Raw genomic sequence first — 12244 nt, 5'->3', positions numbered from 1 at the left:
TGGAGGAGTGCTTCAACGCAGGCCCGCCTCCCGGAGCAGGTGTTCGGTGAGGGCGAGCGGTTCTGCCTGCTCCGCCGGCAGGCCACGAGCGACGAACCAGGTGGCGACGACCCGGACGTCTCGGGCCAGGTAATCCGGCCCCTGCGGATTGGTGACCAGATCCACGACCTGCGGCAGGTCGATGAGTACCAACCGCCCCTCGTGCACCAGAAGGTTGTAGGGCGACAGGTCACCGTGGGCGTGGCCAGCCCGAGCGAGTACCACCAGCGCCTCGACGAGTTGTCCCCACAGGTCACGCAGGTCGGCCTCCGCCGGCCGCAGCTGCGCCAGCCGAGGGGCGGCCCGCCCCTCGTCGCCGTCACCAAGAAACTCCAGCATCAGCTCGGTGCCGCGGAGCTGGACCGGGTAGGGCACGGCGATCGTGCCGTACCGGGCACCGATCTCCCAGAGGCGGCCGAGCACGGCGAACTCCGCCGCCGCCCACTGCCCCGCGATCATCTGCCGGCCGAACGCGCTTCGCCGGGTCATCGCCCGCATCTCCCGGGAGCGTCGCACGCGCCGCCCCTCCAGATATCCCGCGTCCCGGTGGAAGAGCCGATGGTCGGCAGCTCGGTATCGTTTCGCCGCGAGCAGGCAGGACCGATCGGTGTCGGGCACGGCGCGGCGGACGAGGTGGACGTCTGCCTCCTTGCCGGTCTTGAGTACGCCCAGTTCGGTGTCCTTGGCGGCCAGCTCCGTTACCAGCCAGGCGGGGTACGGCTGGGGGCCCCGGATCGCGTCGTCCCAGGACGACCAGGGCTGGGCGTCCGGCAGCGGGTCGGAGTCAGCGGGCTGCGGCCCGGCTCTCCACCCCCGCTTGATGAAGCGTGGTTCGTCATCGTCGAAGCGGCGTCTGCCGCGGGTCCGGCGTTCCGGCACCGGAGAGTCGTGATCGCGCACTGCGGTGAATTCCCTCGGTCGAGGTCGATGGAGACAGCGAAAAGTGACCTGTGTAGACGGCCATGACCGACCTCCTCCCCTCGACCGGGCCACTCGCCCGGGTGCGCCGTGCGGTCCCCATGCTCGCCGTCGGATCGCGGCGCGGCAACCGGTATTACGCCGCGAGCACCGCGGCGAGGGCGGCGATCAGACCATCGACCGTGAAGGTGGGGGCGAATCGTCCGTCGGTCCAGGTGCGCCCCCGGTGCAGCCAGACGCTGGGCAGCCCCACGGCCGCGGCACCGCCGATATCCGCCTCCGGGCCGTCACCGACCACCCAGGCCCCGCGCAGCGGCATCCGAACCCGCTGCGCGGCCAGTGCGAAGATTCGCGGGTTCGGCTTGCTGACCCCGGCCGCCTCGGAGATCACCCAGTCGGCCAGGTAGCGGTCCAGCCCGGTCCGCCGGATCTTCTCCTCCTGCTGCCGTACCGCCCCGTTGCAGACCACCACCGGCATCCACCCGGCATCGCCGACGATCCGCAGCGCGCACGCCACCAGTGGATCAAGCCGGGTGTCGGCGAGCACCCCCTCGTGCAGCTCCTCCACCAGGTCGACCGAGCGGACCGCCAGTGAGTAGCGGTTACGGATCGCATCGGCCACATCCCACCGATCGGTCAACCCGTCCGCGTCGACGGAGAGCAGCCAACGGAGGTCACCTGGCGGCGCACCGATCTTGACCAGGAAGCGCTCGCCCCAGGTTCGGAACACATTCTCTCGGTCGAGCAGGGTGTTATCCAGGTCAAGAAGGAGCAGCGGCACTCCGGCACCTTACGGGACGGAGGTGTCCGCCCGACAGCCCCAAGCAGCCAAATGTCCAGAAATTCGCGACAAACGGACTAAGCACTGGTAGGAGATTCGGCCGCTGGAGGCGGACCGGGGTTGCCGGCACACGCGCCAGCCGATCGGGGCTCCTCCGCCGCGCGAACCGAGCCGGCCGGCCACACCGCAAGCCGTACGTACGGTTTGCAGGACGCCGGGTGGTTTGACACGATCGAACCGTGCCCAGAGTAAGTCAGGACCAACTCGACGCGCGCCGGCAGGAGATCCTCACCGCCGCCCGGGTCTGCTTCGCCCGCCACGGGTACGAGGGCGCCACCGTGCGCCGCCTGGAGGAGGCGACCGGGCTGTCCCGTGGAGCGATCTTCCACCACTTCCGCGACAAGGACTCCCTCTTCCTCGCCGTGGCCGAGGACGATGCGGCGGCGATGGTCGAAACTGTCGCCCGTAATGGCCTGGTGCAGGTCATGCGCGATCTGCTGGCCCGGGCTGCCTCCCCCGACACGACGGGCTGGCTCGGCAGCCAGCTGGAGGTGTCGCGCCGGCTGCGCACCGATCCCGCGTTCGCCCGGCGGTGGACCGAACGATCCGCAGCGATCGCCGAAGCCACCCGCGACCGCCTACTCCGCCAGCGCGAGGCGGGCGTCCTACGCGACGACATCCCGCTCGATGTGCTCGCCCAGTTCCTGAAGCTGGCGTACGACGGTCTGGTCCTGCACCTGGCGATGGGCCGCCCCGCCGACGACCTCGGACCGGTACTGAACCTGGTCGAGGAGGCCGTCCGCCGGCGTTGACCATCCCCACCCAGACCTGCTTTGGCGGCCCTCCCCTCGGTTGGCAACGGTGACCCACAATGGGTTTCATCCCCCACGACAGGAGTGTCCGATGGTCCTCCTCGCCGCCCCCAGCAACACCTGGGGCATTCCCGGCCCGGTCTTCCTCGGGCTGTACCTGGTGACCGCCGCCGTTCTCGTCGCCATCGCACTCCGACGTCGAAACGAGGTCCTGAACGGTTCGGCGTACGACGCGAACCTGCTCGGCCCCCAGCAGGTCGCCTACCTCCACGGTGGTACGCAGCTGGCGGTCTGGACAGCTCTCGCGGGGCTCCGCAGCGCTGGTGCGATCAACGTGGGCCCGGATCGACGGTTGACCGCCAGCGACTCGCTGTCCATCGGCAGCACGTCGTTGGACCAGGCCATCCACCTCGCCGCCAGCCGGGGCCTACGCGCCCAGGAACTCAGCCGAGACCGAGGGGTGCGACACGCCGTCCACCAGCTCCGCGCCGACCTGACGCGACACGGCTTGGCGATCTCCGCCGAGCAGCGGGCTGCCCTGCGCGACACGGCACTGCTACCCACCGGCCTGTTCGCAGTCGGCATGCTGCGGCTCGGGGCCGGTCTGGCGAACGAACGTCCCATCGGCTGGCTGTTCCTGATCCAGGTCGCGCTGCTGGCCGTGATAGTTCTGCTCTTCCAGCGTCCATGGCGCACCCGCAACGCCGACCGAGTTCTACGCCGGCTACGCCACCGGCACACGCACCTGGCACCCCACCACAATCCGGCCCCTGCCACCTATGGCGCCGCCGGGGCGGCGATGGGCGTCGCCCTCTTCGGCACGGCCGCCCTGTGGGCCATGGATCCCGGCTTCGCCGAGCAGGCGCAGATCCAGCAACAGTTCCTGCCTGGTGGGACGGCAGCCGGCGGGGGCGGGACCGCCGGAGCAGGTAGCGGTGATGGCGGTGGCGGCGGCGGCGGTGGTGGTGGGTGCGGCGGATGACCGGTCCGGTCGGAGTGGGCATCGGATGGCGGCCCGAGATCGCTGGCTTCGTCGCCGGACTCCCCGGGCTACCTTTCGTCGAGGTGATCGCCGAATCGGTGCCGGCCGCCGGTCCGCTGCCGGCTGAGCTCACCGCGCTGCGGGAACGCGGCGTGGCCGTCGTGCCGCACGGGGTGCGGCTCTCCCTCGGCAGCGCCGAACCGGTCGATTCGGCCCGGGTAGCTCACCTGGTCGCGGTGGCTGAGCTGACCGACGCGGCGCTGGTGAGCGAGCACATCGCCTTCGTCCGGGCCGGCGGGTTGGAGGCTGGTCACCTGCTGCCCCTACCGCGCAGCAGGGAGGCGGTGACGGCGGTCTGCGCCAACGTCGCCCGCGCCCAGGCCGAACTGCCGGTGCCGATCGCGCTGGAGCCGATCGCCGCGCTCTTCGACTGGCCCGACGACGAACTGGACGAGGCGGCGTTCCTCACCGAGATCCTGGACCGCACCGGCGCCCACCTGCTGCTCGACATCGCCAACGTCTACGCCAACGCCCGCAACCGCGGCGCCGACCCGCTCGACCTGCTGGACCGGCTGCCGCTGGAACGGGTCGCGTACGCGCACGTGGCCGGCGGGGCCGAACAGGACGGTTACTACCACGACACCCACACCAGCCCAGTGTCCCGGCCGGTACTCGACCTGGTGGGTGAGCTGTGCGCTCGTCACAGACCGCCGGCCCTGCTGCTGGAGCGGGACGGAAACTACCCCCCGGCCGCTGCCCTCCGCGCCGAGTTGGACGCGCTCGCCGCCGTCGGTGGTCTGCCGGTGATCACATGAACCCCACCAGCCCGGCGAACGTACCGGCGACGCAGCCCACCGGCCCGACGGAGACCACGCTGGCCGCCCGGCAGGCCGCCCTCGTCGCCGCTCTGGTAGCCGGCGCCCCGCCGCCACCAGGTTTCGTTCCGGAAGCGCTGGCCGCGGCCCGGACCGCCCTGCTGCGTAAGCGGGCCGGCGAGGTGGCCCGGTACTGGCCACTGCTCGCCACCGGCCTGCACCCGCGGTGGCTGGAGGTGTTCCAGCACTGGGCGGCCGGGCGACCGCCCGCCGGTGCCCCTCGCGAGGGTTGGGATCTGGCCCGCTACCTACACGGCGCCGGTGAACTGCCGCCGTTGGGGGCGGACGAGTTGGCCTGCCGGCAGGCTGGGTACCACTGCCCGGAGCCGGGTCGCCCGCCCCGGCCACGCCGGCTGCCGTCCTGGGGGCGGGTCGGCGGCGCCGTCGCGATTCAGTTCGCCGGGCGGGTGCGCCTCCTGCGTCCCGCCCGCCGCAAGCCCTAGCCAACCCCGCCGGCGGGCACCGGATACGGCAGGATCAGGGCATGGATCTCGGCCTGACTGACCGCGTGTACGTACTCACCGGTGCTTCCCGGGGCCTCGGCTACGCGACCGCGGCGGCGCTCGTCGCGGACGGGGCGCGCGTCGTCCTCGCCGCCCGGGACGCCGACGCGGTGGCCGCCGCCGCTGACCGCCTCGGTGGCCCCGCGTACGCCGTCGGTGTGACCGCCGACCTGGCCGACCCGGAACTGCCCGAGCGGCTGACGGCGGCCGCCCGGGACGCGTTCGGGCGGCTGGATGGCGCGCTGGTGTCGGTCGGCGGCCCACCGCCGGGTAGCGCGGCCACGGTGACCGACGTGCAGTGGCGCAACTCCTTCGAAACGATCTTCCTCGGCACCGTCCGAATGGCCCGGACCGTCGCCGCCGCGTTGCCCGCTGGCGGGGCGATCGGGCTGGTGCTGTCCACCTCGGCCCGGGCGCCGCTGGCCGGCCTGGGCATCTCCAACGGCCTCCGGCCCGGCCTGGCCGGGGTCGCCAAGGATTTGGCCGACGAGTACGGCCCCCAGGGCGTCCGGGTGGTGGGGCTGCTGCCCGGGCGGCTCCTGACCGACCGGAGCGCGCAGCTCTTCGCCGCCGCCGGGGACCCCGCACAGGCCCGCGCCACGGCGGAGGCGGAGATCCCGCTCCGCCGGCTGGGTGAGCCGGCGGAGTTCGGCCGGGTGGCGGCGTTCGTGCTCTCCCCCGCCGCCAGCTACCTGACCGGAATCACGCTACCGGTGGATGGCGGCGCGCTGCGCGGGCTGTAGTTGGCGGCCAGTCCCACAGCAGGCCACGGTCGGGGGCAGCGCTGGCTAGTTGGCGGCGGCCGGCGGCAGCGCCTCCTCGGCGACATAGGAGCGCATCGGCAGCGTCACCGGTTCCGGCCCGGTCGCGTCCTGGTACGGCGTCGGCGAGTCGGCGACCGCGAACTGCGTCCGGTACAGCTCGGCGTAGAGCCCGCCCAGGACGACCAGCTCCTCATGTCGCCCCTGCTCGACGATCCGCCCCTGATCGAGTACGAGAATCTGGTCGGCCTCTCGCACCGTGGAGAGCCGGTGCGCGATGACCAGCGCGGTCCGCCCCGTCAACGCCACCGAGAGCGCCTGCTGCACCGCTGCCTCGCTTTCCGAGTCCAGATGCGCGGTGGCCTCGTCGAGGATCACGATCGAGGGTGCCTTGAGCAGAACCCGGGCGATCGCGATGCGTTGCTTCTCCCCGCCGGAGAAGCGATAGCCACGCTCACCCACCACCGTGTCCAGGCCGTCGGGCAACGCCCGCACCAGGTCCGCCACCTGCGCACCGGCGAGGGCAGCCCAGAGTTCGTCGTCGGTGGCCGCCGGCTTGGCGTACCGCAGGTTCTCGGCGATGGTCTCGTGGAACAGGTGTGAATCCTGGGTGACGACACCGATCTCGTCGCGCAGGGAGTCCAGGCTGGCGTCCCGGACATCAACCCCGCCGACGAGTACCTGACCGTCGGTAACGTCGTAGAGCCGAGAGATCAGCATGGACAGGGTCGACTTGCCCGCACCGGAGGGCCCGACCAGGGCGACCATCTGCCCCGGCTGGACGGTGAACGACACCCCCCGGAGCACCGGCTCGGTGGCCGTCCGATCGAGGGCGGCGACCTCCTCCAGAGACGCCAGCGAGATCTCGGCGGCGCTCGGATACTGGAAACGCACCGACCGGAACTCGACCCGTCCGTCGCCCCGCGGCACGGTGACGGCGGCGGCCTTCTCGGTGATGGCGGGTTGTAGGTCGAGCACCTCGTAGACCCGGTCGAACGAGACCAACGCACTCATCACGTCAACCCGTACGTTGGACAGCGCGGTGAGTGGGCCGTAGAGCCGGGTGAGTAGTAGCGCGAGCGTGACGACGGTGCCGGCACTGACGCTGCCGGTGACTGCCAGCCACCCGCCCAGCCCGTAGGTGAGCGCCTGTGCGAGCGAGGCCACCAGCAGCATCGCCACGAAGAAGGTCCGCGAGTACATCGCGGACTGGATGCCGATGTCCCGGACCCGCTCGGCCCGCGCGGCGAACCGGCGTGCCTCGTTGTCGGGCTGGCCGAAGAGCTTGACCAGCAGTGCTCCGGAGACGCCGAAGCGCTCGGTCATCGTCGCGTTCATCTTCGCGTCGAGGTTGTAGGACTCGCGGGTGATCTCGGCGAGGCGCCGCCCGACCCGACGGGCCGGAATGATGAACACCGGCAGCAGCACCAGCGACAGCGCGGTGATCTGCCACGAGAGGGTGAACATCACCGCCGCGGTGAGCACCAGCTGGATGACGTTGCTGACCACCCCGGACAGGGTCGAGGTGAACGCCCGCTGGGCTCCGAGCACGTCGTTGTTGAGTCGGCTGACCAGCGCACCGGTCTGCGTCCGGGTGAAGAACTGCAACGGCATCCGCTGGACGTGGTCGTAGACCCGGGTCCGCAGGTCGAGAATGATGCCCTCACCGATGCGGGCCGAGTACCACCGTTGGGCGAGTGAGAGCAGCGCATCTGCCACCGCGAGCGCGGCAATCACCAACGCCAGCCGAACGACCAGGGCGGATGCCTCGGTGCCGCCCCGGGTGATGGCGTCGATCACCTTGCCGGCGAGCACCGGGGTGGCGACCCCGATCATCGCGGCCAGCACGACGGTAGCCAGGAAGACGACGATGTCCCGCCGGTACGGCTGGGCGAAGCCGACGATCCGACGCGCCACCCCGCGCTGGAGCCGGTGCGCCGAGATCTCGTCGTGGCTACGCATCGACCGGAGCATGCTCCAGCCGCCCATGCCGCCGCCGGACATCGGATTGGACACGCTCACCTCCGGGTCATCGGGCCGACCACAACCTCCGGGTCGATTCTCCCGACGCCTGTGACAACCCGGTAAGTAACCCGAATCTTCCCGTACGGCCCTTACTACTCTCCCCGGCCGGCGAGTTCCCGCAGCCGCCGGGTCTGCGCCTCCCGTTCAGCCCGTTCCTGCTCGGCCGGGGTCCGGCCGGACGCACCGGCGAGCAACGCCTTGATCTCCACGACCGCGTTCCGGTCATTGGCGAGCAGCCCCGCCGTCAGGTCGCTGACCGCGCCGGCCAGCTCCCCGGTCGGCACGACCAGAGTTGCCAGCCCAATCCGGTCCGCCTCGGCGGCATCCAACCGCCGCCCGGTGGCGCAGAGCTCCAGGGCTCGCGAGTAGCCCACGAGCTCGACCAGGCGCTTGGTGCCAGCCAGATCAGGGACCAGACCGAGCGTCACCTCGGCCATGGAGAACCGGACATCCTCGGCAAGAACCCGCAGGTCGCAGGCGAGCGCCAGCTGAAAGCCCGCGCCGATCGCATGCCCCTGCACCGCCGCGACCGACACCAGGTCAGGGCGGTGCAGCCAGGTGAAGGCGTCCTGGAACTCGGCGATCCGGTCCGCGCACTCCTGCTCGGGCAGGGTGGACAGCTCGGCGAAGGAACCCGGCCCAGAAGCACCCGCCACGGAAAGGTCAAGGCCAGCGGAGAAGGCCCGGCCCGCACCGCGGACGACCACGACGCGTACGTCACCGGGGAGCTTCCGGGAGAAGTCGCGCAGCGCCTGCCACATCGCCGGAGTCTGCGCGTTGAGCACGTCGGGCCGAGCCAGCGTGACCGTGGCCACCGCCCCGTCACACTCCAGCCGGACCCCGGTCGCCTCGGCAGTCACCGGGCGGCCCGGGGAACGGTGCTGATGGGTGACGCCGCTCGGTGGCTCACGCCTTCTTGCGACGCCGGGCGCCGCCGCGCTGCCGCAGCTGCACCCCGGACTCGGTGAGCACCCGGTGGATGAATCCGTAGGAACGGCCGGTCGAGGCCGCGAGCGCACGGATGCTCTCCCCCGAGGTGTACCGCTTGACCAGGTCCTTGGCGAGCGTCTGACGCTCGGCCCCGACGATCCGGCGACCCTTCTCAGTGCTGGTGGCTGTGCCAGTGGCTGCCATACTGTGTCCTCACGTCCCAGACTGTGCGGTTCGGATACGGTCCCACCTATTAGACCGCCTCGAACGATCATGCGCCAGATATCAACTATTCGCCAACCGACACGCTATGTAATGTCGGCTTCCCGATACCAAGGCCCACGATCGGTCAGGCCAGCTCGACCAACTCCAGGAGGTCGTCACTCCAGGCGTCCTCGTCCCCGTCGGGCAGCAGGATGGCCCGGTCCGGCTTGAGCGCGGTCACCGCGCCCGGGTCGTGCGTGACCAGCACGATCGCACCGGGATAGCGAGCGATGGCGTCCAGCACCTGCTCCCGGCTGACCGGGTCGAGGTTGTTCGTCGGCTCGTCCAGCAGCAGCACGTTCGCACCGGAGCAGACCAGAGTAGCCAGGGCCAGCCGGGTCTTCTCCCCACCGGAGAGCACTCCAGCGGGCTTCTCCACGTCCTCCCCGGAGAAGAGGAACGCACCGAGGATCCGGCGCAGATCGGTGTCACTCTGCTCCGGCGCGGCGCTGCGCATGTGCTCCAGGATCGTCCGCTGGACGTCCAGGGTCTCGTGCTCCTGGGCGTAGTAGCCCAGCCGGAGGCCGTGCCCGGGCCGCACCTCGCCGGTATCCGGTTCCAGCAGGCCACCGAGGATCCGCAACAGGGTGGTCTTGCCGGCGCCGTTGAGGCCGAGGATCGCCACCCGGGAGCCGCGGTCGACCGCGACATCCACATCGGTGAAGATCTCCAACGACCCGTACGACTTCGACAGTCCACTCGCGGTCAGCGGGGTACGACCGCACGCCGCGGGGGTGGGGAAGCGCACCTTCGCCACCTTGTCGGAGACCCGGACCTCCTCCAAACCGGAGAGCAGCCGCTGGGCCCGCCGAGCCATGTTCTGGGCGGCGACGGTCTTGGTGGCCTTGGCCCGCATCTTGTCCGCCTGCGCCATCAGCGCGCCGGCCTTCTTCTCCGCGTTGGCCCGCTCCCGGCGGCGACGCCGCTCGTCGGTCTCCCGCGCCTCCAGGTACGCCTTCCACCCCAGGTTGTAGACGTCCACCACCGAACGGGTGGCGTCGAGGAACCAGACCTTGTTGACCACCGCCTCCAGCAGAGCGGCGTCGTGGGAGATCACGATCAGGCCACCCTTGTGGTTGGCGAGGAACCCGCGCAGCCAGGTGATCGAGTCGGCGTCTAGGTGGTTGGTCGGCTCGTCGAGCAGCAGGATGCCGCCGCCGTTCTCGCCCGCGTCGCGGAACAGGATCCGCGCCAGTTCGATCCGGCGGCGCTGGCCACCGGAGAGGGTGCCGATGGTCTGGGCCAGCGCCCGGTCGGGGAGCCCGAGGTTGGCGCAGATGCGGGCCGCCTCCGCCTCGGCCGCATATCCGCCGAGCGAGGCGAACTGGTCTTCCAGCGTGCCGTAGCGGCGGACCAACCTGTCTTCCGGCGCCTCGGCGAGCTTCGCCTCCAGCTCCGCCATCCGGGTCATCAGCTGGTCGAGGCCGCGGGCGGAGAGGACCCGATCTCGTCCGGTGACGTCGAGATCCCCGGTACGCGGATCCTGCGGCAGGTAGCCGATGTTGCTGCGGCGGTCGAGCTGACCGGCGTACGGCTGCCCCTCTCCGGCCAGCACCTTCAGCGTCGTGGTCTTGCCGGCGCCGTTGCGGCCGACCAGGCCGATCCGGTCCCCCGGCTGCACCCGCAGCGTGGTGTCGGAGAGCAGGATTCGGGAGCCGGCGCGGAGTTCCAGGCCGGTGGCAGTGATCATGTCGGAAGACTCGCTCTCGGGGTGGAAGGGCTGACTCAGGGCACGCGAAAGCACCGGCGGGCCGGAGGACCGTCGGTGCGGGGCGGTTCAGCCTTCGCAGAGCAGCACGCGCCAATTGTACCGGGACACCCCCCACCCGGTCCTGCGGATAACGCCGCCAAGATCACTGACCGGCCTCGGGCCGCCCGCCGGGGTCGCCGGCGCCGACCAACCGGTCAGGTGGCGGATCCGGCGTTGCCCGCGGCCCCCACCTCGGGATCACGAACGAGGATGTGAACGGCCCGGGCGGCGGGAATGGCATCGAGCAGCACGGCGCGGCGCGGCTCCGGCACGGTCAGGAGGCGCTCGGCCCGCAGCCCGACCAGCGGAGCCAGCCGACGATCCGCGAGCACCGCGTCCACCGTCCGCCGGTCCCCACCACAGACCAGGGCCGCCAGCGTCGGAGCCGCCGGCAGCAGCAGGCGCACAGCCAGCTCGACCGCGTCCGCCACCGCCGCCTTCGCCTGGTTCTCCCGCCGCCGGGCGAACCGCTGCTGCGACCAACCGCCGGCAGCCGTCCGGCCCTGGACGTAGTGCGTGTCGACCTTCGACACGACCAGCTCCGCTCCCTCGGCGACGCCGAGGGCCACAGCGCCCTTGCGGGCGAGCAGCAGGCCGATCCGCCGGGGCCGGGAGACGGCTGCCAGGAACCCGTCCAGGTCAGCCGTGCCGGGTACGCCGGGCGGGGTATGCACCTCGGCGGTCGTACCGTCCGGGGCGGTCAACAGCAGCCCGTACTCCTGCGGGGTGGAGATCGACGGACCGTGCCGGCCGGCGAAGCCGGCAACCCAGCGCGGGACCCGGCCCGGGTCCACCTCAACCCACCGGCCGCCTCCCGCTGCGGGCCTACTACGCACACCCCGAACCTACCCCCGCGGTCCGGCTGCCCTTCGTCGGGTCAGGCCGCCACAAGCATGACGACGGCGAGGGCAGCGATAATGGCGCTGGACACCAGAGCCGTGCCGAGCCGGCCACGGGGACCGGCGAGGACCCGGCCGACCATCGTGCCGCCCCCGGCGACCAGTAGCTGCCAGCTCGCCGAGGCGACGAACGCCCCGAGCACGAACGCCCCGGCGGCCGGCAGAGCCGGGGCGGCGGAGTCCTGACGGCCAAGCACCAGCGCCGCGAAATAGACGACGGTGGCGGGGTTCAACAGGGTCAACGCCAGCACCCCGGTGAACGCCCGTGGCGGCGTCTCCAGGCCCCAGCGGCCCACGAACGGTCGGCTGCCGGCGTCCGGTCCGCCAGATCCGGATGTGGTGTCGGAGCCGGGGCCAGCAACCGAACCCGACCGGACGGAGCGTAGGGCCCGCACCGCGGTGTGGGTCGCCAAGGCGAGCAGGATCACCGCGGCGACCACCCGCAGCGAACCTGCGACCGGGGTGAGCACCGTGACCAGGGCCGCCCCGCCAAGGGCAGCGACGGCCGCATACAGTCCATCGGCCGTGGCGACCCCGAGGGCCGCGGCGGCCCCCACCCGGAACGAGGTCCGCGCGGCCAGCCCCATGACGAGTACCGCGATGGCGCCGACTGGGATGGCCACCCCGAATCCGGCGACCAGCCCAGCCAGAAACACCCCGGTCATGGTCGTGGGCAACAGGCCGGGAGGGCGCCGGGCAGCCGAG

13 protein-coding genes are annotated in these 12244 nt (G+C 71.5%); 5 read left to right on the top strand and 8 right to left on the bottom strand.

What is annotated here, in order from left to right:
* Nucleotides 1–12: 12 nt before the first annotated feature.
* A complete protein-coding gene (locus SALPAC3_RS0122355; RefSeq protein WP_018811195.1) occupies nucleotides 13–939 on the bottom strand; it encodes a serine protein kinase RIO in 927 nt (308 codons plus the stop codon).
* Between the two features lie 154 nt (nucleotides 940–1093).
* A complete protein-coding gene (locus SALPAC3_RS0122350; RefSeq protein WP_018223397.1) occupies nucleotides 1094–1738 on the bottom strand; it encodes an HAD family hydrolase in 645 nt (214 codons plus the stop codon).
* Between the two features lie 239 nt (nucleotides 1739–1977).
* On the opposite strand from SALPAC3_RS0122350, the gene SALPAC3_RS0122345 reads away from it, so the two are divergent.
* From SALPAC3_RS0122345 to SALPAC3_RS0122325, 5 genes are all read left to right on the top strand, one after another.
* A complete protein-coding gene (locus SALPAC3_RS0122345) occupies nucleotides 1978–2550 on the top strand; it encodes a TetR/AcrR family transcriptional regulator (RefSeq protein ID WP_018223396.1) in 573 nt (190 codons plus the stop codon).
* 91 nt (nucleotides 2551–2641) lie between these two features.
* Nucleotides 2642–3532, top strand: coding sequence for a TIGR04222 domain-containing membrane protein (locus SALPAC3_RS0122340; protein ID WP_018223395.1), 891 nt, complete (start codon nucleotides 2642–2644; stop codon nucleotides 3530–3532).
* Nucleotides 3529–4347: an MbnB/TglH/ChrH family RiPP precursor modification enzyme gene (locus SALPAC3_RS0122335; RefSeq protein ID WP_026185818.1), complete on the top strand. Its 819-nt coding sequence runs from the start codon at nucleotides 3529–3531 to the stop codon at nucleotides 4345–4347. Before SALPAC3_RS0122340 ends, SALPAC3_RS0122335 begins: the two co-directional genes overlap by 4 nt.
* Nucleotides 4344–4850 (top strand): SCO6045 C-terminal-like domain-containing protein, encoded by a 507-nt coding sequence (locus SALPAC3_RS0122330; protein ID WP_018223393.1) that lies wholly within the window; start codon nucleotides 4344–4346, stop codon nucleotides 4848–4850. The genes SALPAC3_RS0122335 and SALPAC3_RS0122330 overlap by 4 nt, the downstream gene beginning before the upstream one ends.
* A gap of 41 nt (nucleotides 4851–4891) precedes the next feature.
* Nucleotides 4892–5653: an SDR family oxidoreductase gene (locus SALPAC3_RS0122325; protein ID WP_018223392.1), complete on the top strand. Its 762-nt coding sequence runs from the start codon at nucleotides 4892–4894 to the stop codon at nucleotides 5651–5653.
* 45 nt (nucleotides 5654–5698) lie between these two features.
* On the opposite strand, the gene SALPAC3_RS0122320 is transcribed toward SALPAC3_RS0122325, so the two are convergent.
* The 6 genes from SALPAC3_RS0122320 to SALPAC3_RS0122295 form a co-directional block, all read right to left on the bottom strand.
* Complete coding sequence (locus tag SALPAC3_RS0122320; protein WP_018223391.1) at nucleotides 5699–7675, bottom strand: ABC transporter ATP-binding protein; 1977 nt, start codon at nucleotides 7673–7675, stop codon at nucleotides 5699–5701.
* Nucleotides 7676–7788: 113 nt separating this feature from the next.
* Nucleotides 7789–8556, bottom strand: coding sequence for an enoyl-CoA hydratase/isomerase family protein (locus SALPAC3_RS0122315; protein WP_018223390.1), 768 nt, complete (start codon nucleotides 8554–8556; stop codon nucleotides 7789–7791).
* A gap of 46 nt (nucleotides 8557–8602) precedes the next feature.
* A complete protein-coding gene (locus tag SALPAC3_RS0122310) occupies nucleotides 8603–8830 on the bottom strand; it encodes a helix-turn-helix domain-containing protein (protein WP_007462679.1) in 228 nt (75 codons plus the stop codon).
* A gap of 145 nt (nucleotides 8831–8975) precedes the next feature.
* On the bottom strand, nucleotides 8976–10580 hold the full coding sequence (locus tag SALPAC3_RS0122305; protein WP_018223389.1) for an ABC-F family ATP-binding cassette domain-containing protein: 1605 nt from the start codon (nucleotides 10578–10580) through the stop codon (nucleotides 8976–8978).
* Nucleotides 10581–10795: 215 nt separating this feature from the next.
* On the bottom strand, nucleotides 10796–11476 hold the full coding sequence (locus SALPAC3_RS0122300) for an acVLRF1 family peptidyl-tRNA hydrolase (RefSeq protein WP_269744926.1): 681 nt from the start codon (nucleotides 11474–11476) through the stop codon (nucleotides 10796–10798).
* A gap of 41 nt (nucleotides 11477–11517) precedes the next feature.
* Nucleotides 11518–12216 carry a LysE family transporter gene (locus SALPAC3_RS0122295; RefSeq protein ID WP_026185817.1) on the bottom strand — a complete coding sequence of 233 codons (699 nt, stop codon included), beginning with the start codon at nucleotides 12214–12216 and terminating at the stop codon, nucleotides 11518–11520.
* Nucleotides 12217–12244: the final 28 nt, after the last annotated feature.

This window comes from Salinispora pacifica DSM 45544, assembly GCF_000378845.1.
Taxonomy (GTDB): domain Bacteria; phylum Actinomycetota; class Actinomycetes; order Mycobacteriales; family Micromonosporaceae; genus Micromonospora; species Micromonospora pacifica.
This window is presented reverse-complemented; position numbering and strand designations above follow the sequence as displayed.

Bases quoted from the DNA above. Each gene is read 5' to 3' on its own strand.
- SALPAC3_RS0122340 (WP_018223395.1), top strand. From the start codon at position 2,642: ATGGTCCTCCTCGCCGCCCCCAGCAACACCTGGGGCATTCCCGGCCCG.
- SALPAC3_RS0122335 (WP_026185818.1), top strand. From the start codon at position 3,529: ATGACCGGTCCGGTCGGAGTGGGCATCGGATGGCGGCCCGAGATCGCT.
- SALPAC3_RS0122330 (WP_018223393.1), top strand. From the start codon at position 4,344: ATGAACCCCACCAGCCCGGCGAACGTACCGGCGACGCAGCCCACCGGC.
- SALPAC3_RS0122325 (WP_018223392.1), top strand. From the start codon at position 4,892: ATGGATCTCGGCCTGACTGACCGCGTGTACGTACTCACCGGTGCTTCC.
- SALPAC3_RS0122320 (WP_018223391.1), bottom strand. From the start codon at position 7,675: ATGTCCGGCGGCGGCATGGGCGGCTGGAGCATGCTCCGGTCGATGCGT.
- SALPAC3_RS0122310 (WP_007462679.1), bottom strand. From the start codon at position 8,830: ATGGCAGCCACTGGCACAGCCACCAGCACTGAGAAGGGTCGCCGGATC.
- SALPAC3_RS0122305 (WP_018223389.1), bottom strand. From the start codon at position 10,580: ATGATCACTGCCACCGGCCTGGAACTCCGCGCCGGCTCCCGAATCCTG.